Source organism: Pseudomonas beijingensis (assembly GCF_030687295.1).
GTDB lineage: Bacteria > Pseudomonadota > Gammaproteobacteria > Pseudomonadales > Pseudomonadaceae > Aquipseudomonas > Aquipseudomonas beijingensis.
On record NZ_CP117425.1, the window covers coordinates 1297315 to 1320740 of the forward strand.

Annotated in this window: 22 protein-coding genes and 1 pseudogene; 11 read left to right on the plus strand and 12 right to left on the minus strand. The window is 61.2% G+C overall.

All coding sequences use genetic code 11. The annotated features are described in order from the left end of the window. Positions 1–34: 34 nt before the first annotated feature. Positions 35–940 (minus strand): 30S ribosomal protein S6--L-glutamate ligase, encoded by a 906-nt coding sequence (gene rimK / locus PSH84_RS06015; RefSeq protein WP_003196697.1) that lies wholly within the window; start codon positions 938–940, stop codon positions 35–37. Further along, positions 937–1419 (minus strand): retropepsin-like aspartic endopeptidase RimB, encoded by a 483-nt coding sequence (gene rimB, locus PSH84_RS06020; RefSeq protein ID WP_122565191.1) that lies wholly within the window; start codon positions 1417–1419, stop codon positions 937–939. The genes rimK and rimB overlap by 4 nt, the downstream gene beginning before the upstream one ends. A gap of 235 nt (positions 1420–1654) precedes the next feature. On the opposite strand from rimB, the gene PSH84_RS06025 reads away from it, so the two are divergent. The 3 genes from PSH84_RS06025 to PSH84_RS06035 all read left to right on the plus strand — a co-directional run bounded on the left by PSH84_RS06025 (position 1655) and on the right by PSH84_RS06035 (position 4933). Next, complete coding sequence (locus tag PSH84_RS06025) at positions 1655–2059, plus strand: RNA-binding S4 domain-containing protein (RefSeq protein WP_122565368.1); 405 nt, start codon at positions 1655–1657, stop codon at positions 2057–2059. Between the two features lie 248 nt (positions 2060–2307). Then, positions 2308–3210, plus strand: a complete 903-nt coding sequence (gene hslO / locus PSH84_RS06030) for an Hsp33 family molecular chaperone HslO (RefSeq protein ID WP_305482408.1) — start codon at positions 2308–2310, stop codon at positions 3208–3210. Between the two features lie 178 nt (positions 3211–3388). Beyond that, positions 3389–4933 carry a phosphoenolpyruvate carboxykinase gene (locus tag PSH84_RS06035; protein WP_122565193.1) on the plus strand — a complete coding sequence of 515 codons (1545 nt, stop codon included), beginning with the start codon at positions 3389–3391 and terminating at the stop codon, positions 4931–4933. 137 nt (positions 4934–5070) lie between these two features. Here PSH84_RS06035 and PSH84_RS06040 read toward each other — a convergent pair whose 3' ends face one another. Beyond that, positions 5071–5433, minus strand: coding sequence for a DUF1493 family protein (locus PSH84_RS06040; RefSeq protein WP_305482409.1), 363 nt, complete (start codon positions 5431–5433; stop codon positions 5071–5073). A gap of 188 nt (positions 5434–5621) precedes the next feature. Here PSH84_RS06040 and PSH84_RS06045 point away from each other — a divergent pair, with 188 nt between their 5' ends. After that, complete coding sequence (locus PSH84_RS06045) at positions 5622–6833, plus strand: colicin E3/pyocin S6 family cytotoxin (RefSeq protein WP_305469225.1); 1212 nt, start codon at positions 5622–5624, stop codon at positions 6831–6833. Beyond that, positions 6830–7069, plus strand: coding sequence for a DUF7683 domain-containing protein (locus tag PSH84_RS06050; RefSeq protein WP_305469227.1), 240 nt, complete (start codon positions 6830–6832; stop codon positions 7067–7069). Before PSH84_RS06045 ends, PSH84_RS06050 begins: the two co-directional genes overlap by 4 nt. Positions 7070–7279: 210 nt before the next feature. Here PSH84_RS06050 and PSH84_RS06055 read toward each other — a convergent pair. Further along, positions 7280–7552 (minus strand): annotated as a pseudogene (locus PSH84_RS06055) (serine protease); the annotation flags it as partial. A gap of 318 nt (positions 7553–7870) precedes the next feature. Between PSH84_RS06055 and PSH84_RS06060 the strand changes: the two are divergent. The 3 genes from PSH84_RS06060 to PSH84_RS06070 all read left to right on the plus strand — a co-directional run bounded on the left by PSH84_RS06060 (position 7871) and on the right by PSH84_RS06070 (position 11598). Next, on the plus strand, positions 7871–9799 hold the full coding sequence (locus tag PSH84_RS06060) for a RecQ family ATP-dependent DNA helicase (RefSeq protein WP_305469229.1): 1929 nt from the start codon (positions 7871–7873) through the stop codon (positions 9797–9799). 107 nt (positions 9800–9906) lie between these two features. Continuing rightward, positions 9907–11133: a 3-hydroxyacyl-CoA dehydrogenase gene (locus PSH84_RS06065; protein WP_305469230.1), complete on the plus strand. Its 1227-nt coding sequence runs from the start codon at positions 9907–9909 to the stop codon at positions 11131–11133. 45 nt (positions 11134–11178) lie between these two features. Further along, on the plus strand, positions 11179–11598 hold the full coding sequence (locus PSH84_RS06070; protein ID WP_122565197.1) for an acyl-CoA thioesterase: 420 nt from the start codon (positions 11179–11181) through the stop codon (positions 11596–11598). An 86-nt stretch (positions 11599–11684) separates the two neighbouring features. Here the strand turns inward: PSH84_RS06070 and PSH84_RS06075 are convergent, their stop codons facing one another. From PSH84_RS06075 to PSH84_RS06090, 4 genes are all read right to left on the minus strand, one after another. Next, positions 11685–12167, minus strand: coding sequence for a glycine zipper domain-containing protein (locus PSH84_RS06075; protein WP_122565198.1), 483 nt, complete (start codon positions 12165–12167; stop codon positions 11685–11687). Positions 12168–12511: 344 nt separating this feature from the next. Further along, positions 12512–14860 carry an FdhF/YdeP family oxidoreductase gene (locus PSH84_RS06080; protein WP_122565199.1) on the minus strand — a complete coding sequence of 783 codons (2349 nt, stop codon included), beginning with the start codon at positions 14858–14860 and terminating at the stop codon, positions 12512–12514. Beyond that, positions 14857–15696, minus strand: coding sequence for a formate dehydrogenase accessory sulfurtransferase FdhD (gene fdhD, locus PSH84_RS06085; protein WP_305469234.1), 840 nt, complete (start codon positions 15694–15696; stop codon positions 14857–14859). Before fdhD ends, PSH84_RS06080 begins: the two co-directional genes overlap by 4 nt. A gap of 93 nt (positions 15697–15789) precedes the next feature. Next, entirely contained in the window at positions 15790–16677 is an 888-nt protein-coding gene (locus tag PSH84_RS06090; protein WP_305469235.1) for a LysR family transcriptional regulator, read from the minus strand. Between the two features lie 132 nt (positions 16678–16809). Here PSH84_RS06090 and lysM point away from each other — a divergent pair, with 132 nt between their 5' ends. Continuing rightward, complete coding sequence (lysM, locus tag PSH84_RS06095; protein ID WP_305469237.1) at positions 16810–17250, plus strand: peptidoglycan-binding protein LysM; 441 nt, start codon at positions 16810–16812, stop codon at positions 17248–17250. Positions 17251–17400: 150 nt separating this feature from the next. On the opposite strand, the gene yrfG is transcribed toward lysM, so the two are convergent. Further along, complete coding sequence (gene yrfG / locus PSH84_RS06100; protein ID WP_122565202.1) at positions 17401–18063, minus strand: GMP/IMP nucleotidase; 663 nt, start codon at positions 18061–18063, stop codon at positions 17401–17403. Positions 18064–18151: 88 nt separating this feature from the next. Here yrfG and nudE point away from each other — a divergent pair, with 88 nt between their 5' ends. Both nudE and cysQ read left to right on the plus strand, forming a co-directional pair. After that, positions 18152–18718 carry an ADP compounds hydrolase NudE gene (nudE, locus tag PSH84_RS06105; RefSeq protein ID WP_122565203.1) on the plus strand — a complete coding sequence of 189 codons (567 nt, stop codon included), beginning with the start codon at positions 18152–18154 and terminating at the stop codon, positions 18716–18718. After that, on the plus strand, positions 18715–19542 hold the full coding sequence (cysQ, locus tag PSH84_RS06110) for a 3'(2'),5'-bisphosphate nucleotidase CysQ (RefSeq protein ID WP_122565204.1): 828 nt from the start codon (positions 18715–18717) through the stop codon (positions 19540–19542). Before nudE ends, cysQ begins: the two co-directional genes overlap by 4 nt. Positions 19543–19693: 151 nt before the next feature. On the opposite strand, the gene PSH84_RS06115 is transcribed toward cysQ, so the two are convergent. The 3 genes from PSH84_RS06115 to PSH84_RS06125 are packed head-to-tail and all read right to left on the minus strand — an operon-like array spanning position 19694 to position 23382. Further along, complete coding sequence (locus PSH84_RS06115) at positions 19694–20149, minus strand: YiiD C-terminal domain-containing protein (protein ID WP_122565205.1); 456 nt, start codon at positions 20147–20149, stop codon at positions 19694–19696. A 36-nt stretch (positions 20150–20185) separates the two neighbouring features. After that, positions 20186–21577, minus strand: a complete 1392-nt coding sequence (locus PSH84_RS06120; protein WP_305469239.1) for a sigma-54-dependent transcriptional regulator — start codon at positions 21575–21577, stop codon at positions 20186–20188. Continuing rightward, positions 21574–23382, minus strand: coding sequence for a sensor histidine kinase (locus tag PSH84_RS06125; RefSeq protein ID WP_122565207.1), 1809 nt, complete (start codon positions 23380–23382; stop codon positions 21574–21576). Before PSH84_RS06125 ends, PSH84_RS06120 begins: the two co-directional genes overlap by 4 nt. Between the last annotated feature and the right edge of the window lie 44 nt (positions 23383–23426).

A 23426-nucleotide genomic window follows, 5' to 3' on the forward strand; every position in this document is an offset into this window, starting at 1 on the left:
ACAAAAGCTCGCTCCCACAGGGTCTTGTATTGAGTCAGCCCTTGCCCTTGGTCCGGGTCATGTTCGGCCCGCCATTCTTTTCCAGGTGCTCGATGATGATCCCGGCCACGTTCTTGCTCGTGGTGGTCTCGATGCCTTCCAGGCCCGGCGAGGAGTTGACCTCCATCACCAGCGGCCCGTGATTGGAGCGCAGGATATCCACGCCGGCCACGGCAAGGCCCATGACTTTTGCGGCCCGCAGGGCGGTCATGCGTTCTTCCGGGGTGATCTTGATCAGGCTGGCGCTACCACCGCGATGCAGGTTGGAGCGGAACTCACCGGGCTTGGCCTGGCGCTTCATCGAGGCAATCACTTTGTCGCCGACCACGAAGCAGCGAATATCCGCGCCACCGGCTTCCTTGATGTATTCCTGGACCATGATGTTCTGCTTCAGACCCATGAACGCTTCGATCACCGACTCCGCCGCCGTCGCGGTTTCACACAGGACCACGCCAATGCCCTGGGTGCCTTCCAGCACCTTGATCACCAGCGGTGCGCCGTTGACCATCGCGATCAGGTCGGGAATGTCGTCGGGGGAGTGGGCGAAACCGGTGACTGGCAGGCCGATCCCGCGCCGCGACAGCAGTTGCAGCGAGCGTAGTTTGTCCCGGGAGCGGGCGATGGCCACCGACTCGTTGAGGGGAAACACCCCCATCATTTCGAACTGGCGCAACACCGCGCAACCATAGAACGTCACCGATGCGCCGATGCGGGGGATCACCGCGTCGAACCCTTCCAGCGGCTTGCCACGATAATGGATCTGCGGCTTGTGGCTGGCGATGTTCATGTAGGCGCGCAGGGTATCGATCACCACCATTTCGTGGCCTCGTTCGGTCCCGGCTTCAACCAGGCGACGAGTGGAATACAGACGCGGATTACGCGACAGCACAGCGATCTTCATGCAACACCTGTGGCAGAGGTAGTGGACACCGGGAATACCGGCTTTTCTTGAACGTATTTGGTACCCGGATTGACCACCAGTTGGCCGTCGATCAAGGCTTTGGAACCCAGTAACAGGCGATATCGCATGGATTTGCGGCAGGCGAGGGTGAACTCGACCCGCCAGACCCTGTCACCCAGCGCCAACGTGGTGCTGATCACGTAGCGGACCTGAGCGTGGCCGTTGGAACTCTTTATGGTCTTGCGCGCCACCAGCGGGGCTTCGCAGCGACGATGGCGCAACTGCACCACCGTGCCGAGGTGCGCCGTGAAGCGCACCCACTTTTCGCCATCGCGCTCGAACGGCTCGATGTCAGTGGCATGCAGGCTGGAGGTGCTGGCCCCGGTGTCGATTTTTGCCCGCAGGCCCGCGACTCCCAGGTCCGGGAGCGCCACCCACTCGCGCAGACCGACAACGGTCAAATGGTCAAAAGTCTTCAATAAAAAAACCTGCGATCAGTGCATCGGATCGTGGACTCCGCGAATCGCGGTATTCACGCAGAATAATCACAAAATGGCGACAGTTATCTACGCACTTGTGTGTGCTTGTAACCGATTCCGACCCAGGCGATAGGTGCGGCGTCGGTTTGGCGGGCATTCTATCCGTCGGGCCGGATTCGTGCGCCCGACAAAAACGGTAGTACAGTTCCGGCTATCGGCAGAAAGAGGAATGGCAGTGGCACAAAAAAAGGAAGAGGACGACAAGGTTCGTCTCGATAAATGGTTGTGGGCGGCGCGCTTCTACAAGACGCGGGCCCTGGCCAAGACCGCCATCGAAAGCGGCAAGGTCCATCACCGGGGAGAGCGTTGCAAGCCGGGCAAGGAGCCTCGCATCGGCGATGAGTTCGTCATCCGCACCGGGTTCGATGAAAAGACCGTGGTGGTCGAGGCCCTGTCGATCGTGCGTCGCGGTGCACCTGAAGCGCAGGCGCTGTATCGCGAAACCGAGGCCAGCATCGCCAAGCGCGAAACCGCCGCCGCGCAACGCAAGGCCGGCGCCCTGGGTGTCAGCACTGACGGCAAGCCGAGCAAGAAGCAGCGCCGGGACCTGTTCAAGTTTCATGGCAGCAACAGCGAATAAGGCACCGGCCATTGGAGATCATCCGTGGCGAGGGAGCTTGCTCCCACTCGGTTGCGTAGCGACCGTAAGATTTTGGGGCTGCTGCGCAGCCCAGCGGGAGCAAGCTCCCTCGCCACAATGTGTCAGGCCACACATTCAGATGAGTTGGCAGCGCCTTCCCGTCAGAAAACCCCGCCTTGCTTGGAACCCACCCGGAATGGCCATAAAATGCCCGCCATCATTTGTCATCACCTCAGATACCAGACCTTATGACTGATTTACCGGATACCGACTTCACCCAACGTTTCATCTTCGATGACAGCGACGCCCGTGGCGAGCTAGTGGCGTTGGAGCGTAGCTACGCCGAAGTCCTTGCCAAGCACCCCTATCCGGAGCCGGTCGCACAGCTGCTCGGCGAGCTGATGGCGGCTGCGGCGTTGCTGGTGGGCACCTTGAAGTTCGATGGCTTGTTGATTCTTCAGGCCCGCTCCGATGGCCCGGTGCCGTTGCTGATGATCGAGTGCTCCAGCGAGCGCGAAATCCGCGGCCTGGCCCGTTATGACGCCGAACAGATCGCGCCCGACGCGACCCTGGCCGACATGATGCCCAATGGCGTGTTGGCCCTGACGGTCGATCCGACCCAAGGCCAGCGTTACCAGGGCATCGTCGATCTGGACGGCGCAACCCTGGCCGATTGCTTCACCAACTACTTCGTCATGTCCCAGCAGACCAATACCCGGTTCTGGCTCTACGCCGACGGGCGGCGCGCGCGGGGTTTACTGTTGCAACAACTGCCCGCCGATCGCCTGCGCGACCCGGAAGAACGTGACGCCAGCTGGCAGCACATCACCGCTCTGGCCAGTACCTTGAGCGCCGATGAGCTGCTGAGCCTGGACAACGAAACCGTGTTGCATCGCCTCTATCACGAGGAGCAGGTACGCTTGTTCGACGGCCAGCCGTTGCGCTTCCACTGCAGCTGCTCTCGTGAACGTTCCGGCAATGCGCTGGTCAGTCTGGGTCTGGAAGATGCGCAGCAACTGGTGATCGAGCATGGTGGCGCCATCGAGGTCGACTGCCAGTTTTGCAACGAGCGCTACCTGTTCGACGCGGCCGACATCGCTCAATTGTTCGCCGGTGCGGGTGTCGACACACCGTCAGATACTCGACACTAAAACGGTTCAGCGCAGGTAAATCTCCTGGCAAACGCCGGATTTACGCCGTACTGACGGGAGGGCCCTACTTTTTTTGGGCTTTTCTGGCATAATCCGGCCCACTTTTTTCGGGTAGTAGTGCGCGACTTCCTACTACAAAACGTTTGGAGCACTCGGCCACGGGCCGACGGGGAATCTCATGACGCAAGCCAATAACGCCGTGTACACCGATCTGAGTGTCGATGAACTGGTCAAAGAAGCCCTGAATCGCGGTGAAGGCGAGCTTGCCGATACTGGCGCGCTGGTTGTTCGTACCGGTCATCGTACCGGTCGCTCGCCAGTCGACCGTTTCATTGTGGAAGAGCCAACCACCCAGGACGCCATCGCCTGGGGCCCGATCAACCGCAAGTTCCCGGCCGACAAATTCGATGCCCTGTGGAACCGCGTCGAAGCCTATCTGGGCGAGCGCGAGCGTTTTGTCTCCCACGTGCATGTAGGTTCCGATCCTGCGCACTACCTGCCGGTCAAGATGACCACCGAGACGGCGTGGCACAACCTGTTTGGCCGCTGCCTGTTCATCAACCCCGAGCAATACAACGCCGGCGGCAAGGACGAGTGGCAGATCCTCAACGCGCCGAATTTCGTTTGCGAGCCTGAGCGCGACGGCACCAACTCCGACGGCACCGTGATCATCAATTTCGCGGCCAAGAAAGTGCTGATCGCCGGCATGCGCTACGCCGGTGAAATGAAAAAAGCCCTGTTCTCCGTGCAGAACTTCCTGCTGCCAGCGGTTGACGTGCTGCCGATGCACTGCGCTGCCAACATGGGCGAAGAGGGCGACGTGACCCTGTTCTTCGGCCTGTCGGGCACCGGCAAGACCACCCTGTCCGCCGACGAAAGCCGTTACCTGATCGGTGACGACGAACACGGCTGGGGCGTGGGCGTAGTCTTCAACATCGAAGGTGGCTGCTACGCCAAGTGCATCGACCTGTCCGAGAAGAACGAGCCGGTCATCTGGAAGGCCATCCAGCATGGCGCCGTACTGGAAAACGTTGTCCTGGACCCGGTCACCAAGAAAGCCGACTACGCCGACGATAGCCTGACCCAGAACAGCCGCGCCGCCTACCCGCGTGAGCTGATCGAAAAACGCGCACCGAAGAACCTCGGTGGCGAGCCAAACGCCGTGATCTTCCTGACCTGCGACCTGACCGGCGTACTGCCGCCGGTGTCGATCCTCAGCGAAGAACAAGCCGCCTACCACTTCCTGTCCGGCTACACCGCACTGGTGGGCTCGACCGAAATGGGTTCGGGCAGCGGCATCAAGTCGACCTTCTCCACCTGCTTTGGCGCCCCGTTCTTCCCGCGTCCAGCCGGTGAGTACGCTGAGCTGCTGATCAAGCGCATCCGCGGTTTCGGCTCCAAGGTCTACCTGGTCAACACCGGTTGGACCGGCGGTGGCTACGGCGTTGGCAAGCGCTTCAACATCCCGACCACCCGTGCGGTGATCGCAGCCATCCAGAGCGGCGCGCTGATCGGTGCTGAAACCGAACACCTGGACATCATCAATCTGGACGTGCCGCTGGCTGTTCCGGGCGTCGAGACTGGCCTGTTGAACCCACGCAACACCTGGGCCGACAAAGCCGCCTACGACGAAGCGGCCAAGGCACTGGCCGGTCTGTTCACCGAGAACTTCAAGAAGTTCGACGTGAGCGACGCGATCAAGGCTGCGGGTCCGCAGCTGTAAGGCTTGGTTGTTGAATGAAAAACCGCCCTTTATGGGCGGTTTTTTATGGGCGGTTAGTTATGTGTGCAGGGCTGGAAACTGCCATTATTCCAGCTGAAAATCGAGCCAGACAGCCAGAATAATGCCACTTAAGGTGCTCAAGTCACCTCATTCTCCTCCACTTCCCGCGTGTCCCATCTCTGCGCCTTGATTGCCTTGTAAAGCATGCCGATGGTCAGTGGCATCTTGTTCCCCCGGCCCTTGGCCCTGCGTTTTTGAAACACATCGAACCCTTCAGGTTGAAAATAGCGGTAGGCGTCGTAGTCGATGAGCTCGATGGCGAACCGTTCCTCCAATGCCTCCATCAAGTGGCGGGCATCCGCGCCATCGCAACCCAAGTCGAGATTGATCGCGGTGCCCAGGCGGATCGTCTTGCGCTCCGGTAGGCCGATCTCTTCGTGCAGCAGTTCCATGAGCTGGCGCATGGTGTGATTGTCGGGGAAGTCTGGGGCGAGGTGCATGGCGAGGGTTCCGGGGTATTGGTGCGCGTCCGTCTGGAGGGAAAGTTTAGGGGGAAATCGTTGCTCATTGGAAAAGAAGAAAGATCTCACAGCCGTCTAGGAACCGTCTGCTGAGTAAACCTTTAGTCGCCCGGTAAGGTTTGCCACGCCCTTTCAATGGGTTAAAGACGACCGAGCAAGGGCGAAGCATGACAAAAGGAAAGACTGGTGTTCCGCAGGTCTGGGAGCATTACGGTGGTGATCGGGGCTACAGGATCCTGCGGGACATGACCCCGAGTGAACTGGAGAAAAGAGACGCCGATCAACAGGCCTATGAGGACATGCTCGCCAGGCAAGCGGCGTACATGCGCAAGCGTCTGGTCCAGGTTCGCGAAGCGCCACCTTCAGACTTGAAGGGCTGCGTATTTGCCAAGTCCTGCAAGCTGCCTGATTCGGTGATCGACTACCACAACCCGACCGGTTACATCCCGACTGAAGCCCTGAGGGAGTACGGCCAATTTACCTTGTTGGGTGGGCGTCAGACCGACGACTCAGAGCTCATTCAACTTAAGCGCATCAGCGGGTCGTTGCCGGCAAGTTTCGGCACGTTTGTCTTGGGTAGGACGATGCCGGCCGGCTATAGTGCGGCGGCCGGGGCTGCTGGCGCGGTCACGGCGCCGGTGGCGGCGGGTGTACTGATCGGCCTGGTGGGATTGCTGATGCCCACCAACCTAGGTGACGGTTCGTTGTACACCGAAGAGCAACTGCGCTCCTTGGAGCAGGCTCGTACGCGGGTTCGGTTGCATGTCGAAACCCAGGCTGATGGCACGCTCAAGGGATACGGCTACAACACCCAGACGCGACGTGAGTGGGAAATGATTCCCGTCGTGACGTTCCAGGCTCGCGGCGATCAGCAAGTGGCGGACTTTGGCGATGGGGTGGAGTTGATCTGGACGCCGGCGATCGACCCTTCCGCGACGTTGGGCATCCCAGCGCTGGAGGCCGCGCCACAGGCTCCCCATATCTGGATTTTTCCGCCAACGCTTGCGGCGGACAGCATCATCGTAAACCCGATTTATCCACCTGAGTACAAGGATTTCATTCTTGTGTTTCCGGCGGATTCTGGGGTTTCGCCGCTTTATATTGTTTTAAATCTTCCGGGGGATCATAAATATTATAAAGCTCCAGAAAAATTGATTGCCTTTCCTGATGCTGTGCGCACCGACCGTAAAACTCGGGTTAAAGGTGGTGGCGCCCTCAGAAAACGCTGGAAAACACTTAAGGGAACTATTCTTGAATGGGATTCACAGCACGGAACAGTCGAGATGTATAACAAGCGTGGATTACATCTCGGTGAGTATGATCCGACTACAGGAGAACAAACCAAGCCCGCAGATAAAACCAGGAGCGTTGAGCCATGATTTATATAATTGAAGCCTTTGAGAAAAAAACCGGATTCCTCGCTTTTGAGGAACGGTTACCGGAGGGGCATGACGAACATCTAAAGAAGATTATGGGGTGGACTAACGAACAGCAGGGCTGGGAGGGCTATGACCTCACAAACTCACAGCTTAATGAATTGGAAGGAATTTTAGGAAAGCGTATTTACGATCCTGACTACATTTTTCAAATTAGTTGCAATGATTACACGCAGTGAAAATTGTTGGGAGAGGTTCGTTGGATTTATCAATGTATGACTATCAAGTGTCTTTTGATTATCGGGATGTTTGGTAACCACCAAACTTGCACCCAATCCTCAACGCAACGATGAATATTTTTCCCCTGCTCCGACCCCATGCAACGACTCAGTCAACCATGGGCCCAGGAGCATGCCGCGAAGCCGCCTCAAGGTCCATCAACCCTCGGCCATGCCGGCCATTTGCGTGCCATGACCAACGCGGTCAACCGTGCCGGGACGGTTCTCGACGTAATCGAATCCCGGATCACTCAGCCGGCCTTCGAACTCCTTCAGGCCGGTGCTGAGCCCTGAGTCGATCAGCGCCACGGTCACGTCCTGGCCCGTGCCGCCGCGTGCATACAACGCCGAAGCCTTGACCACGGCCAAGCCTCGCTGCGCGTGATATTCCGGGGTTTCGAACACCGCCGGTTCTACGCCGGGTCGTTCGGGAATGGACAGCAACCGACCAGTAGTGAGACCGAGGTTATCGCCAGGGCGCGCAGCGCGGAAATTGGGTATGGCATCGTTCGTTCCTTGAACATCGTCTTGAGCACCAGGCCTCCTGGCCTCGATGTAACGCATGAGTTGGACGCGAACCTTAAACTGCAAACGGAAGGGGAACGAGGCATCAAAGTGCCCGGGTTTGTATCACTTCGTGGCAGGGCGCAAGGACGCCGAGGCTGTATCATCCGGTATCGTTTTTGACCCCGACCTTTTCTCGACTCGCTGCGTTGTCCCGCTAGGCTTTGGGCATCGCAGCAGTCAAAGGAGCGACCGCGCATGCACAGCACCCTGGAACAGGTTTTCGGTTATCCACAGTTTCGTCCCGGTCAGGAGGCAGCCATTGGCGCTGTACTGGCCGGTCGGTCGGCGGCGGCCATCTTCCCCACCGGCTCGGGCAAGTCCCTGTGTTATCAATTGCCAGCCTTACTCCTGCCGCACCTGACCCTGGTGGTTTCGCCACTGCTGGCGTTGATGCAGGACCAGTTGGCGTTCCTCAAGCGCCACGGCATCGCGGCGGCCAGTATCGATTCGGCCCAGAGCCGTGACGAAACCAACGACGCCATGGCGCGGGCCCGTTCGGGTGAGCTGAAAATCCTGATGATTTCCGTGGAGCGCCTGAAGAACGAGCGTTTTCGCAATTTCCTGCAGCAGGTGCCGATCTCGTTGTTGGTGGTGGACGAGGCCCACTGTATTTCGGAATGGGGGCATAACTTCCGACCTGACTACCTCAAGCTCCCCGATTACCAGCACCAGTTCAACATTCCCCAGGTATTGCTGCTGACGGCTACCGCGACACCCAAGGTCATCGCTGACATGCAGGCGAAATTCGCCATTGCCGCCGCCGATGTGGTGACGACCGGCTTCTACCGACCGAACCTCAATCTGCTGGTCGAGCCCGTGCGGGGTGCCGATAAGCGCGAACGGCTGGTGCAGTGGTTGGGCGAGCGTACCGGGCAGCCGAGCATCGTCTACGTCACCTTGCAGCGAACCGCCGAGCAGATCGCCGAACACCTGGGCCGGCACGGTATCGAGGCCGAGGCCTATCACGCCGGTTTGCCCCATGACCAACGTGAAGCCATCCAGCGGCGATTCATGGGTGGGCAATCCAATTGCATCGTCGCGACCATCGCTTTCGGCATGGGCATCGACAAGAGCGACATTCGCAACGTCGTGCACTTCGACCTGCCCAAGTCCATCGAAAACTACAGCCAGGAGATCGGCCGTGCCGGACGGGATGGGCAGCCGTCCGATTGCCTGGTGCTGGCCAACCGCGACAGCCTCAATGTGCTGGAAAATTTTGTGTATGGCGATACGCCGGAGCTTGCAGGTATTCGTTGCGTGCTCGATGAACTGAAGGCTGCCGCCGCCGATGGGCAATGGGAGTTCTTGCTGGGCCCGCTGGCGGATCAGAGCAACGTCCGGCAATTGCCGCTCAAGACGTTGTTGGTCCAGTTGGAGTTGCGCCGGTTGATCGCGCCGCGCTATGCCTATTTCGCGGAGTATCGCTTCAAGTACCTGACCGAGCCGCACGAGCTGCTGGAGCGCTTCGAAGGTGAGCGAAGGGACTTTGTCGCGGCCATCATCCAGACCTCCAGTCGCGCCCGGGCCTGGGCCACGGTGGATTTCGATGGGATGTACCAGCAGTATCACGCTGAGCGTAATCGCGTGGTCAAGGCGCTGGATTATTTCCAGGAAAAAGGCTGGATCGAGCTGGAAAGCAAGCAGATGACCGAGGTGTACAGCGTGCTGGAAGCGGACCTGGATGTGCCGGTCTTGAGCGCCGAGCTACATGCTTATTTCTCTCGGCATGAACAGGGTGAAATCGCGCGGATCCACGCCATGCTCGAATTGTTCGCCACCGACCGTTGCCTGGGTCATCGCTTGGCGCAGTATTTCGGTGACGACAATGCGCCACGCCCGTGTGGCCATTGTTCGGTGTGCCATGGGCATGTCGCTCGCCTGCCGGAGCCGCCTGCGTTGCCGGCGCTTGTGGATAAAAATTTCGAGGCGCTGTGTGGCGACTTTATCCACAAGCATGAGCAGCACAGCGGCAACGTGCCGTCTGCCGAGCGCCTGACTCGCTTCCTGTGCGGGATCAGCGTGCCGCTGTTTACCCGATTGAAGGCGCGGAAGATCCCTGGGTATGCCGCACTGGAAGCGTATCCATACGCTGAGGTTCGCCAATGGGCCCAAGCGCACCTGTGAGCTGCATCCATCCGCTGAATGCCCCTCATCACACGAATAAATTTCAAAAACATTCGGCGGCTGACTAAGGTGAAGGCTGTCTTCGGATCGCCAATAAGAGAGCCAACATGAGCCAGACACCTTTCGATATTCAGCGCGCCGCGGTGGTCGGTGCAGGCACCATGGGGCGGGGCATCGTGATGTGCCTGGCCAACGCCGGCGTGGCGGTGCAGTGGGTCGACAACAATCCGCAGATGCTCGAGCAGGCACTGGTCGCCGTGGCCGAGACCTATGCCCATGGCGTACGCCAGGGCCGTATCGACCAGGGTGAGGCCGATGCGCGGATCGCCCGGGTGACACGGGCGGATGATTATGCGGCGATCCGTGACGTGGATCTGGTGATCGAAGCGGTCTACGAAAACCTGGAACTCAAACAGAAAATCTTTCGCGAGCTGGACGGCCTGCTCAAGCCCGAGGCCATCCTGGCGAGCAACACGTCGGCGCTGGACATCGATGCCATCGCCGCCGTCACGCGCAGGCCAGCTCAGGTTCTGGGCCTGCATTTCTTCAGCCCGGCGCACATCATGAAGCTGCTGGAGATCGTTCGCGGCGCACACACCTCCAAAGCGGTGCTGGATGCGGCCCTGGTGCTGGGCAAGCGCATGGGTAAGGTCAGCGTGATATCGGGCAACTGCCATGGCTTCATCGGCAACCGGATGCTTCATCCTTATGTGTTGGAAGCGCGCAAGATGCTGCTGGAGGGGGCGTTCCCCCATCAGGTGGATGCGGCGTTGCAAGGTTTCGGCTTCGCCATGGGGCCGTTTCGCATGTACGACGTCGTGGGCATCGACCTGGAGTGGCGCGCCCGTGAGTTGGCGGGCCAGGGCCAGGATGCGCCCGAGGTGCAGGTGGACAATCGTTTGTGCGAGCTGGGACGGTTCGGCCAGAAAAGCGGCAATGGGTATTATCACTACGAGCCGGGTAGTCGACAGGCCGAGCATGATGTCGAGGTCGATGCGCTGGTGCTGCGGGTCAGTGAAACGCTGGGTTTCCAGCGGCGCGAGATCGGCCCGGAGGAAATCCTTGAGCGCTGCTTGCTGGCGTTGGTCAACGAGGGGGCGAAGATCCTGCAGGAAGGCATTGCCGAGTCGGCCCACGATATCGACCTGGTCTACCTCAACGGCTACGGCTTCCCTGCGGACAAGGGCGGGCCGATGGCCTGGGCTGACGGGCAGGGGTTGGAAGCCATCCACGCACGACTGCTGGCGCTCGAAACGAAGCAGGGCGACCAGTGGAAGCCCGCGCGGCTGATCGGCGAGCTGGCGGCGCGGGGCAAGGGATTCGCGCAGGCCTAAGGCCTGGCCACGCTAAGATCATTGAACAACCGTAAAGGACACCTGATGCCCCAACGCAACGAATACCCACACCTGCAGCCCATCACCACGCGCTGGCACGACAACGATGTGTACGGTCACGTCAACAACGTCACCTACTACAGCTTTTTCGATACCGCTGTGAATACCTACCTGATCGAAGTCGGCGGCCTGGATATCCATGATGGAGACGTGGTGGGGTTCGTGGTGAGTTCGGCCTGCGACTACTTCGCCTCGATCGCCTTTCCGGACCGGATTGAAATCGGCCTGCGGGTCGGCAAGCTGGGCAGCAGTTCGGTGCAGTATGAGCTGGCGGTGTTCAAGGCGGGCGAGGAGGAGGCTTGCGCGGCGGGGCGTTTTGTTCACGTATTCGTGGATCGGGCAACGAATCGGCCGGTGGCGATTCCGGATCGGCTGCGCGGGGCATTGGAGCAGTTGGTGGTCTGAAACGAAAAATCGCAGCCTTCGGTCAGACTCTGGGAAGAGCTGCCGTAGGCTGCGATCTTTTACCGGCGGGTAGTTAAAGCCAGCGGTCAGTCATCGTGATAGCGATGCTTATGCTTGTGCTTGCGATGCCCATAGGCATGGCCGCGACCCGGATGGCCGTCGCGATAGTAGCGACGATCGCCACGACGACCTTCATAACGATCGTCGTCATCGTCCTTGCCCATGTAGTTACCCAGGGCACCACCGGCACCACCGCCCGCTGCCGCACCGATCAGGCTGCCGGTGCTGCCGCCGACGCTACGGCCGACCACGTTACCGCCGGCTGCGCCCAGTGCGCCGCCGATCGCCGCTTCGCCGCGGCTGTGTTTGTCTGCACCGACTGCACTACCGCCCGCACCGCCCAGCGCCGCGCCGATAGTGGACCCGGTGTTGCCGCCCAGGGACTGGCCGACGACCGAACCCAAAACCCCGCCCAATGCGCCGCCTACACCTGCTTCGGCAGTACCACCGGCAGAAGCGATGCCACTGGCCAGGCTAAGGGACAACAAGAGAATGGAGGAGAACTTCATAGAGGAGCCTCAAAGGGATGACGGCGCGATCCTGAGGCTGGCTTCGCTTGGTTACAATCGAAATCCGACGAGTAACACGACTTGTGCACAATTCTCTAAGTTATTGTTTTTCGGCGGGAACTTAAGGCAAATCGGCCGGTCTTTAGTTACTTCAGATGGGCCGTTTTCTATGGAAAACGGCCTTTTTTGTGGGCGTTCGAAAAGTACGATGATGGGAGCAACACTGTGTGGGAGCAAAGCTTGCTCGCGACACAGGCGACTCTATTTCTGCAAGACCGCATCGCTTTCATCGCGGGCAAGCCTTGCTCCCACACAACCCAATCTCCTCGCCATGGAACTGTGTGTCAGGCCGACTTGGCCAGGATCAGTCCATTCTCGCTTGCCGCTTCCAGGCGGATCGCAACGAATTTCGAGGTCGGGGTGTGGCTGCCGTCGCCCGTGCTTTCCAGTGGCACCAACGGGTTCACTTCAGGGTAGTAGGCCGCAGCCTGCCCGGCCGGAATGTCAAACGCCAGCAGGGTAAAGCCCTTGACCCGACGTTCGCGACCGTCATCCCAGAGCGAGACGATGTCGGCTTTCTGCCCCGGCTTGAAGCCCAGGCGAATGATGTCCGCTTCGTTGGCGAACAACACGTCACGCTGGCCCTTGACGCCGCGATAGCGGTCATCAAGGCCATAGATGGTGGTGTTGTATTGATCGTGGGACCGCATGGATTGCATGATCAGATCGGGCAACTGGCCGGTGGCACGGGTGCGTTCATGCACGAGGTCGGTCGGCAGCAGGTTGGGCTTGAAGTTGGCGCGGCCTGACGGGGTGTTCCAGCGTCGCGAACCGGCGCTGTTGCCCAGATAGAATCCACCGGGGTTCTTCAGCTTTTCGTTGAAGTCCTTGAAGCCGGGTATGGTATCGGCGATCAGGTCGCGGATGCGACTGTAGTCGGCCACCAGCCAGTTCCAGTCCACCGGGCGGCTACCCAGCGTGGCGGCGGCGATGCCGGCGATGATCCACGGTTCGGAGCGCATCTGGTTCGACAGCGGCTGCAACTGGCCGTTGGAAGCATGCACCATGCTGAAGGAGTCCTCCACGGTCACTGCTTGCGCACCTTCGGTTTGCAGGTCGATGTCGGTGCGGCCCAGGCACGGCAGGATCAGCGCGTCCTTGCCGTGAGCCAGGTGGCTGCGATTGAGCTTGGTGCTGATCTGCACCGTCAGGTCGCAATTGGCCAAGGCCTGGAACGTCCGATGGCTGTCCGGCGTGGCTTGGGCGAAGTTGCCGCCCAGGGCAATGAACACCTTCGCCTGGCCGTCGGCCATGGCGTGGATCGCCTCGACCACGTTGTGGCCGTTTTCCCGCGGTACCTTGAAATGGAAGCGCCGCTCCAGCGCGTCGAGGAATGCCGCTGGTGGACGTTCGTTGATGCCCATGGTCCGGTCGCCCTGCACGTTGCTGTGGCCGCGAACCGGGCACAGGCCTGCGCCTGGCCGGCCAATGTTGCCGCGCAGCATCATCACGTTGGCGATTTCCTGGATGGTCGCCACCGAATGACGGTGCTGGGTGATGCCCATCGCCCAGCACATGATCACGTTCTCGCTTTTGGCGTACATGCGCGCCGCCTGCTCGATTTCGACCAGGGTCAAGCCCGATTGCTCGACGATCTGTTCCCACGGCGTATCGTCGACCGCCGCCAGGTAATCCAGCACGTTGGTGCTGTGCTCATTGAGGAACGCGTGGTCGAACACCGCCGCAGCGCCAGTGTTCTGCGCCTCACGTTCCCATTGCAGCAGGAACTTCGCCATGCCGCGCAAGATCGCCATGTCACCGCCCAGGGCGGGGCGGAAATACGCGGTGTTGGTCGGCTTATCACCGTTGGTAAGCATTTCAAGCGGATGCTGTGGATGCTGGAAACGCTCCAGGCCACGCTCCTTGAGCGGGTTGATGCACACCACCTGGGCGCCGCGTTTCACGGCCTCGCGCAGTGGTTCGAGCATCCGCGGATGGTTGGTGCCAGGGTTCTGGCCCCAGACGAAAATCGCGTCGGCGTGTTCGAAGTCGTCGAACGTCACCGTGCCCTTGCCCACGCCCACGCTCTGGGCCAGTGCTACGCCGCTGGCTTCGTGGCACATGTTCGAGCAGTCGGGGAAGTTGTTGGTGCCATAGGCGCGCACGAACAGTTGATACAGGTAGGCCGCTTCGTTGCTGGCCCGGCCCGAGGTGTAGAACTCGGCCTGGTTGGGGCTGGACAGCCCTTGCAGGTGCTTGCCGATCAGGGCGAACGCCGCTTCCCAACTGATGGGCTTGTAGCGGTCGGTTTCGGCGTCGTAGCGCATTGGCTCGGTGAGACGACCCTGGTACTCGAGCCAGTAGTCGCTCTGCTCCAGCAGCGAGGTCACGCTGTGCTTGGCGAAAAATGCACCATCGACGCGGCGTTTGGTGGCTTCCCAGTTCACGGCCTTGGCGCCGTTCTCGCAGAACTTGACCATGCCGCTTTCCGGAGAGTCACCCCAAGCGCAGCCGGGGCAGTCAAAACCGCCATTCTGGTTGGTCTTGAGCATCATGCGGATATTTTTCAGCGCATTGTCACTGGTCAACCAGGCCTGAGCGACACTGATCAGCGCACCCCAACCACCAGCGGGGCCCTTGTAGGGCTTGTAGCGTGGTACGGGTTTCTGGTCGGCTTGTTGATGATTGCTCACGCTTGTTTCTCCATCGCAGGGCTGTAGACCCGCGGCGCACTTTTTTGCGGCAGGTGGATGAGGTTGAGGTTGTGTTGGCGGGCCCACTGCACGGCGAGGCCCGTGGGCGACGACAGGCTGACCAGGGTCTGGATGCCGGCGCGCAGTACTTTCTGGATCAGTTCGAGGCTGCAGCGGCTGGTGACGATCGCCACGCCACCGGCTACCGGGACCTGTTGCCGGATCAACGCGCCGATCAGCTTGTCGAGAGCGTTGTGCCGGCCGATGTCTTCGCGGCCCAGCAGTAATTCACCCTGGGCGTTCATGAACAGCGCCGCATGCACTGCGCCGCAATGTTGGCCCAGGGGCTGGAACTGGCTGATACGGTCACGCAGGCCATCGAGCCATTGCGCCGCAGGCAGTGGTGCGCCGGGTAGCACCTTGAGGTTTGGCAAGGCCTGTTCCACCGCTTCCACGCCGCACAATCCGCAGCCACTGGTGCCCGCCAACTGTCGGCGTTGCTGCTTGAGGTTCCAGAAGGCGCGGTTGGCGATGGTCACCTGGGCATAGTGCGCGGCACCCGTGCCGCTCAGTTGCAGGTCATAGATATCCGCTGAATCTTCGATGATGCCACTGCCAAGACTGAAGCCGACGATGAAGTCTTCAAGGTCGGTGGGGGTGACCAGCATGACCGCCTGGCTGATGCCGTTATAGGCAATCGCCAGCGCCACTTCCTCGGCCAGCGCGGTGCTGTCCGATTGAGAGTGGTCCAGATTGCAGTAGCGATAGCTCTGGCTGGCGACCGGCGTGGATGTTTCCATCGCGGGCGCTGGACTGACCGGAGGCTTGTCGTTCATAGGCATCACTGAAAGTAGGAATAGTGTTAAGACTAAATGCGGCAATCTGCCACGTCTAATCGCTATTACTGATCTTCCAATAGATGACGTCGATCAAGAAGCTGTCGGTGATTTCTGATAGAGGGCGAAACAGGCCTCCGCCAACGCCGAGCGGGGGGCGCCGCGGCGCATGATCAGGCCCAGCGGGACAAGCGTCTGGGCGCTTTCAATAGGCTGGATGCGCAAGTCTTCGGTCAAGACGTCCAGGCCGCTGTCCAGGGGCATCACCGCGCAACACAGCCCGCCGTGCACAGCTTGTAACAATTGATGCACCGCGTCGGTTTGCAACAGCGGTTGGGGCGTCAGACCCCGGCTGTGGAAGTTGTGGTCGATGGATTGGCGAAAATGCATGCCGCTGGTGAGCATGCCCAGAGGCAGTTCGATCAGGGCTTCCCAGCTCAGCGGTTGTTCACCGAAAAAGAAAAACCGCTGGTCGTAAAGCAGGCCCATGCGGGTGGGGCTGAAGGGCAGGGCCTCGAAGCGTTCGTTGTCCAGGCGTTCCAGGTAGGAAACCCCCAGGTCGATGCGGTTGTTCGCCAACTGTTCGAGGATGCGTTCGGAGCTCAGGGACGACAATTCGAAACGCAGGCTGGGGTGCTCGGCGTGCAAGCGCTGCATCATCGCCAGCGGGTCGAAGTCCGACAACGGCACCACGCCCAGGCGCAGCGTACCCACCAGGTTGCCCCGACAGGCTGCCGCTTCGGCCTGCAGCCCGTCATAGGCCGCCAGCACCGTGCGCGCCCAGGCCAGTACCCGTTCCCCCGGCGCGGTGAAACCTTCAAAGCGCTGGCCGCGGTTGACCAGCGGCAGGTCGAGTTCTTCTTCAAGACTGCGCAGGCGCATCGACAGGGTCGGCTGGGTGATATGGCAGCGTGCGGCGGCCTGGCCGAAGTGACGGGTTTCGTCCAGCGCGATGAGAAATTTCAGCTGCTTGATGTCCATCTTCGCTCCAGGGCGCGGGAAGGTTCGGATTCTAGCGCTTGCGCGTGGCGGGGTCATTGGTCGGCTGGGAACCGGGTTCGTTTCGCCTGGTCTAGTCTTTGCGTCTGGACACTTAATCAAGGAGCGTGTGCCATGAGTATCTTTAGCTTTGTGAAGGAAGCCGGTGAAAAGCTGATCGACCTGCTGACCCCCGGTAATGCCAATGCCAGCGAACAACTGAAAGAGCATATTGAAAAGGTCGGCCTGGGTAATCCGAATGTCCAGGCGACCGTCGAAGGCGACAAAGTCATCGTCACGGGTGAAGTGGCGAGCCAGGAAGAGAAGGAAAAGATCCTGTTGGCGGTGGGCAACGTCGCCGGTGTCGGCAGTGTCGACGACCAGATCACCGTGACCGGCCCAGTAGCAAAAGCAGCGCGCTTCGTGACCGTGAAGAAAGGCGACACACTCAGTGCCATCTCCAAGGCCGAGTACGGCGACGCGAACAAGTACAACAAGATCTTCGAGGCCAACAAACCGATGCTGTCGCACCCGGACAAGATCTACCCGGGGCAGGTGTTGCGTATCCCTGAGTAACCGGCCCCCTGTGGCGAGGGGATTTATCCCCGCTGGGCTGCGCAGCAGCCCTAAAGCAGTGAACTCAATCTTCCTTGCATGCCGAGTTGGCTGGTTGGGGGCCGCTTCGCGGCCCAGCGGGGATAAATCCCCTCGCCACATTAGAGCCTGTCAAAGCCCTTCGATCAGGACTCGATAATCCCCCAACGCCTCGAACTCCCCCGTGTCCTTCGGCCCCTTGCGACTGTCCGGCTCGCTCACGGCCAGCAGGTGCGCCACGCCGAAGTCCCTGGCGCTGCGCAACACCGGCAACGTATCGTCGATGAACAGGCTGCGGGCCGGGTCGAAATTCAGGTCGGCTTGCAGCGCGTCCCAGAATTGCGGGTTTTCCTTGGGGAAGCCGTAGTCGTGGGAACTGATCAAGCGTTCGAAGTAGGGGGCCAGTTCGATGCGTTCCAGCTTCAAGGACAACGAATCGCGGTGGGCGTTGGTGATCATCACCACCCGTTTGCCGGCCTGTTTGATCGCCGCCAGGAACGTATCGGCGTCCGGGCGCAAGGCGATCAGGTGCGCGGTTTCCAACTTCAGTTCGCGCACCGGCAGTTTCAGCTCAGTGCTCCAGAAATCCAGGCAATACCATTGCAACTGGCCGGCGTTGCGCTCGAACAGCGGCTGTAGCTCCATCTCGGCCATCGCCCGGCTCACGCCATGCAGTTCGGCGTAGCGCTGGGGCAGGTGTTCGAGCCAGAAATGGTTGTCGTAATGCAGGTCCAGCAGGGTGCCGTCCATGTCCAGCAGAACCGTATCGATCTCATGCCAGGGCAGCAAGGCCATAAAACTTCTCCAGCGGTAATCGGATATCCGACACAAACAATCAGAATAGGCCGGGTATAGTAGCCCGCTATCGCCCAGGGAGCCGTTTATGCGCCAGAAACCCACCATACTCGATCGCCGGATCGTCGCTACCAGCCGCCTGTTCTGCGTGGAAGAACTGAAATTGCGGTTTTCCAACGGTGTGGAGCGCACTTATGAGCGTCTGGCGAGCAAGGGTGCAGGCTACGGCGCGGTGATGATCGTGGCGATGCTCGACGCCGATCACGCAGTGCTGGTGGAAGAATATTGCGGCGGCACCGATGCCTATGAATTGTCCCTGCCCAAGGGCTTGATCGAGCCGGGGGAAGATGTGCTGGCGGCGGCCGAGCGGGAGCTCAAGGAAGAGGCCGGTTTCGGTGCGCGACAGTTGGAACACCTGACCGAGTTGTCGCTGTCCCCTGGCTACATGAGCCAGAAGATCCAGGTGGTGCTGGCCACCGATCTGTATGAAGAACGGCTGGAGGGCGACGAGCCCGAGCCGATGCGCGTGGACAAGGTCAACCTGCGTGAGCTCTCGGCCTTGGCGCAGAACCCGCAGTTCACCGAGGGCCGGGCCTTGGCGGCGCTGTACCTGGCCCGTGACCTGCTGATCCAGCGTGGAGCGTTCCTGTCATGACATTTCCTCATTCGCTGATGGCTCCGGTGGTCGAGCTGGCGCTCAAGGCCGGCGAGGCGATCCTGCCGTTCTGGCGCGCCAACGTGCAGGTCAACCATAAGGCCGACGAGTCGCCGGTGACTGCCGCAGATATGGCGGCTCATGATGTGATCGTGGCCGGGCTGACGGCGCTGGCCCCGGATATTCCCATCCTCTCCGAAGAAGACGCCGATATTGCCCAAAGCGTACGCGCCGGCTGGCAACGCTGGTGGTTGGTGGACCCATTGGATGGCACCAAGGAATTCATTTCCGGCAGCGAAGAGTTCACTGTCAACATTGCCTTGGTGGAACAGGGGCGCGTGGTGTTCGGCGTGGTGTCGATGCCCACCAATGGTCGCTTTTACGTGGGCGGCGCAGGGCTGGGTGCCTGGCGTGGTGACAAGGGCGGTGTGCCTTTGCCGATCGCGGTTCGTGATGTATTGGCGCCGGGCGAGGCGTTCACCGTGGTCGCCAGTCGCCGGCACACCAGCCCTGAGCAGGAGCGCCTGCTGGAGGGCTTGAGTGGGAGTCTGGGCGAACTGCAACTGACCAGTATCGGCAGTTCGTTGAAGTTTTGCCTGCTGGCCGAAGGCGCGGCGGATTGTTATCCCCGGCTGGCGCCGACCTCCCAGTGGGACACGGCCGCTGCCCAGGGCGTATTGGAAGGCGCGGGTGGCGAGGTGTTGGACTTGAGCGGTGAGCCGTTCTGTTATCCACCGCGTGAGTCGCTGTTGAATGCGTCGTTCCTGGCGTTGCCGGCGAAAGCGGCGTGGCGTGGGAAGTTGTTGGAGCTTGCTCGCTCCTGAGCCCGGCTCGATCCCTTGTGGCAGAGAGGATTGTGGGAGTAAAGCTTGCTCGCGATACAGGCGCCCCGGTTCCTGAAAGTCCGCGGCGCCTGTATCGCGGGCAAGCCTTGCTCCCACACAGAAGTACTTCGCCACGGGGTCATGCGCTGTTTCAGCGGTGCAATACGTACTGCCCCTCAAACTGCACCGCCACGTCCTCGCTCCCGCTATTCAACACCTGCGTTTGCAACGCCAGCCGCGCCCGTCCATAACGCCGGTAGGTGGCCAGGAAGCGCTTCCAGAGCTTTTCCTCGGGCGCTTGGCAAACCACAGTCGCATCGCGTGTCACTGGCAGCGGATAGCTGATCTGCCCTTCCTGAATCACGATATGCCCGTCTTCGATGCCTTCCTCGCGCAGGGCCAGGTGCAGCCAGCCCCAGCCACCGAGTACGGCGCCGCAGTACAGGCTGCCCCCGAACATGGTGCTCTTGTGGTTGACGTTAGCCGCCAGCGGCAAGGACAGGCGCAGTTGCCGGGCCTGCCAATCGAGCACCTTGAGGCCCATGTCCCGGGTCAAGGGGATGTCGTGGTGCAGGATCGATTCCAGGTAACGACTGTCGCGGTTCATTGCGGGGCCTCTTGCTTGACGGGAAATGACGATAATTCAATCAGGCTCATCGGCCGAACCCTGGCCGCTGTCGCCGAAGGTCAGGCCATGCTTGCGCAACTTGTCGTGCAGGGTCTTGCGGGGGATGCCCAGGGCTTCGGCCAGGCTGCGCACCGAGCTGTGGGGGCGGGCCAGTTCGGCGGCGATGAGGGTTTTCTCGAAGTTTTCCACCTGCTCGCTCAAGCCGCCGCTGACCACTTCCACCGGCGCGCCCGGGCTGCCGTCGGTCGCGCTGTTGTCCAGGGCCAATTCCAGGCCCAGGGCAAAGCGTTCGGCGGCGTTCTGCAGTTCCCGGACGTTGCCTGGCCAGCTGTGACGCAGCAGCAACGCCCGTTGTGCCGGCTGCAATTCGTGAGGCGGCAGGCCATGGCGAGCACTGGCTTCGTTGGCGAAGTGCTGGAACAGCATCAGCGCATCCTCGCCCCGTTCGCGCAACGGGGGTATGCGCAGCGGCGCTACGTTCAGGCGGTAATAGAGGTCGGCGCGAAAACGCCCCTGGTCGGCGGCCTGGCGCAGGTCTTCCTTGGTCGCGGCGATGACGCGGATATCCAGCGGGATCTGTTGATTGCCCCCCAACCGTTCCACCATGCGTTCTTGCAGCAGACGCAGCAGCTTGACTTGGACATCCAGGCTCATGCTTTCGATTTCATCCAGAAACAGCGTGCCGCCGTTGGCGAACTCGAACTTGCCGATGCGGCGTTTCTGCGCGCCGGTAAAAGCACCGGGTTCGTGGCCGAACAGCTCGCTTTCCACCACCGACTCGGCCAGGGCCCCGGCGTTGATCGCCACGAAGGGGCCGTTGCGCCGGCTTGAGAGGTCGTGCAAGGCCCTGGCGACCACTTCCTTGCCGGCGCCGGTTTCACCGAGGATCAGCACATCGGCGCGGGTGGCGGCCAGTGCGCCGATCTGCTCGCGCAAGCGCAGCATTGGGGTCGACTGGCCGACCAGGCGGGCGCTGAGTTCATGACGATCGCTCAGGGCCAGGCGCAGGCTGCGGTTGTCCAGCACCAGGCGGCGCAAGGCCAGGGCCCGGCGTACGCTGTCGAGCAGATGGTCGCTGGCGAAAGGTTTTTCCAAGAAGTCGTAGGCCCCGGCGCGCATCGCCTGTACCGCCAGCGGCACGTCGCCGTGGCCGGTGATCAGCAGCACCGGTAGCTCCGGGTCCTGGGCGTGGAGTTCGCCCAGCAGTTCGAGGCCATCCATGCCCGGCATGCGAATATCACTGACCACCACACCCGGCCAGTCACGGGGCAGTTGCCCGGCCACACCCTTGGCTTCGGCCAGGGGCAGGATTTTCAGGCCGGCCAGGTCGAGGGTCTGGCTCAAGGCCTGACGTAGATGGGGATCGTCATCGATCAGCACCACCTCAATCCGGTTATCGATGGTCATACACTTCGGTCCTCGGACGGTTGCAGGCTCACCCCGGGCGCGCCGGCGCGCAGCTTCAGGGTGATCAGGGCGCCGCCTTCCTTGTGGTTGGCGAACGACAGTTCGCCGCCGAAGGCGCGCATCAGGGTGTCGCAGATCGCCAGCCCCAGGCCAAGGCCCTGGGTGCGCGTCTTGGTGGTGTAGAAGGGCTCGCCGGCGCGGCCCAGGGCTTCCATGCAAAACCCTGGGCCGTTATCGCGGATGTACAGGTTGACGCCGGTTTCGGTGGCCTGGGCACTGAGCCAGAGCTTGCGCGGCGGGCCTTTTTCGGTGAGCGCATCGAGAGCATTGGCCAGCAGGTTGCCGAGTACTTGGCGCAGGCGGGTTTCGCCGGCCTCGACCCACAGCGTGGCGGCCGGTAGGTCGCGGATCAGTTCCACTTCCATGCTTCGCCGACGTTTGGCGAGCAGCGCCAGGGCATCGTCCAGCGCCGGCTGCAGGGCGACGCTTTCCGGGGCGTGGCGGTCGCGGCGGGCGAAGGCGCGCAGGTGGGCGATGATCGACGCCATGCGCCCGGTCAGTTCGCTGATCAGCTTGAGGTTGCCGCGGGCATCCTCGGTGCGTTGGTGATCGAGCAATATCTCGGCGTTTTCCGCGTAGCTGCGAATCGCCGCCAGCGGCTGGTTGAGCTCGTGGCTGATGCTCGCCGACATGGTGCCCAGAGCCGACAGCTTGCCGGCCTGCACCAGATCATCCTGGGCACGGACCAATTCCTGCTGGGCCTGCTCGCGCTCCAGCACTTCCTGCTTCAAACGTCGGTTCAATCCTTCCAGGTCACTGGTCCGTTCGGCCACCCGGCCCTCCAGTTCCTGACGGGCCTTGGCTTCGAAGGCGATCCGGTCCAGGTAATGGCGCCTGCGTTGCATCATCAACCCGAGCAACAGCATCAAGACCAGCAACGCCGCGCCACCGATGGCGACCACGGTGCGCACCGGACGGTCGATCAGCGTGCGCGGGGCGAGAATGCTCACGCTCCAGCCGGTTTCTTCGATGGATTGGGTCTGGGTCAGCCAGGCGTTGGCATCCAGGTTCAGTGGCTTGGGATCGCGGGTTGGATAAGGTTGTACCGCGCTGATGGCCTTGCGCTCATCGTCACCCAACGGCCGGGTCGCACGAAATCGCCATTCCTGGCGTGATGTGAGAATGACCACGCCATTATGGTCAGTCACCAGCAACTGTTCCGGGGTCTTGCCCCACAGGCTTTCGGTGTGGTCGAGGTCGACCTTGACCACCAGCACGCCGATGACTTTTTCGCGGTCGTGCACGGCGGCGGCGAAGAAATAACCGCGCTTGGCCGACGTGGTGCCCAAGCCGAAGAAGCGACCCAGGCGCCCGGCCATGGCTTCGATGAAGTACGGTCGGAAGGCGAAATTACGCCCGACGAAACTGTCGTGTTTGTCCCAGTTCGACGCGGCCAGGGTCTTACCGGAAGGGTCCATCAGGTACATGACTTCGGCGCCGGTCTGGGTGCTGATGTTTTTCAGCAGCCGGTTGGCGTTGCCTTGGGTCACGCCGTCGTCCGGGGCCGACAGGGCGGCGCGCAGGGCCGGCAGCTCGCCGAGAATCTGTGGCAGCACCTCATAGCGGTGCAGCGTGCCCAACAGGTTGGCGACGTAAAGGTCCAGGGTCTGGCGGTTCTGCCCAGCCAGTTCACTGCGGTAATAACGCTCGGCCAGGTGCTCCAACGGCCACAGCAACGGCGCCAGGCACAGCGCGAGCAAGGCCAGGCTGCGCCAACGGGGTCTGCGGGGAAGGGTGGAATTCATGAGCATCGGGAGCCTGTGGTGACAGGCGTATTATGCCTAGTTGC

Coding starts and splice junctions, on each gene's coding strand:
- nudE (WP_122565203.1), top strand. CDS start 18,152: ATGCGCCAGAAACCCACCATACTCGATCGCCGGATCGTCGCTACCAGC.
- cysQ (WP_122565204.1), top strand. CDS start 18,715: ATGACATTTCCTCATTCGCTGATGGCTCCGGTGGTCGAGCTGGCGCTC.
- PSH84_RS06075 (WP_122565198.1), bottom strand. CDS start 12,167: ATGAAGTTCTCCTCCATTCTCTTGTTGTCCCTTAGCCTGGCCAGTGGC.
- PSH84_RS06035 (WP_122565193.1), top strand. CDS start 3,389: ATGACGCAAGCCAATAACGCCGTGTACACCGATCTGAGTGTCGATGAA.
- PSH84_RS06115 (WP_122565205.1), bottom strand. CDS start 20,149: ATGAACCGCGACAGTCGTTACCTGGAATCGATCCTGCACCACGACATC.
- PSH84_RS06070 (WP_122565197.1), top strand. CDS start 11,179: ATGCCCCAACGCAACGAATACCCACACCTGCAGCCCATCACCACGCGC.
- PSH84_RS06045 (WP_305469225.1), top strand. CDS start 5,622: ATGACAAAAGGAAAGACTGGTGTTCCGCAGGTCTGGGAGCATTACGGT.
- fdhD (WP_305469234.1), bottom strand. CDS start 15,696: ATGAACGACAAGCCTCCGGTCAGTCCAGCGCCCGCGATGGAAACATCC.
- PSH84_RS06065 (WP_305469230.1), top strand. CDS start 9,907: ATGAGCCAGACACCTTTCGATATTCAGCGCGCCGCGGTGGTCGGTGCA.
- PSH84_RS06125 (WP_122565207.1), bottom strand. CDS start 23,382: ATGAATTCCACCCTTCCCCGCAGACCCCGTTGGCGCAGCCTGGCCTTG.
- rimK (WP_003196697.1), bottom strand. CDS start 940: ATGAAGATCGCTGTGCTGTCGCGTAATCCGCGTCTGTATTCCACTCGT.
- PSH84_RS06120 (WP_305469239.1), bottom strand. CDS start 21,577: ATGACCATCGATAACCGGATTGAGGTGGTGCTGATCGATGACGATCCC.
- hslO (WP_305482408.1), top strand. CDS start 2,308: ATGACTGATTTACCGGATACCGACTTCACCCAACGTTTCATCTTCGAT.
- yrfG (WP_122565202.1), bottom strand. CDS start 18,063: ATGGCCTTGCTGCCCTGGCATGAGATCGATACGGTTCTGCTGGACATG.
- PSH84_RS06060 (WP_305469229.1), top strand. CDS start 7,871: ATGCACAGCACCCTGGAACAGGTTTTCGGTTATCCACAGTTTCGTCCC.
- PSH84_RS06090 (WP_305469235.1), bottom strand. CDS start 16,677: ATGGACATCAAGCAGCTGAAATTTCTCATCGCGCTGGACGAAACCCGT.
- PSH84_RS06050 (WP_305469227.1), top strand. CDS start 6,830: ATGATTTATATAATTGAAGCCTTTGAGAAAAAAACCGGATTCCTCGCT.
- lysM (WP_305469237.1), top strand. CDS start 16,810: ATGAGTATCTTTAGCTTTGTGAAGGAAGCCGGTGAAAAGCTGATCGAC.
- PSH84_RS06040 (WP_305482409.1), bottom strand. CDS start 5,433: ATGCACCTCGCCCCAGACTTCCCCGACAATCACACCATGCGCCAGCTC.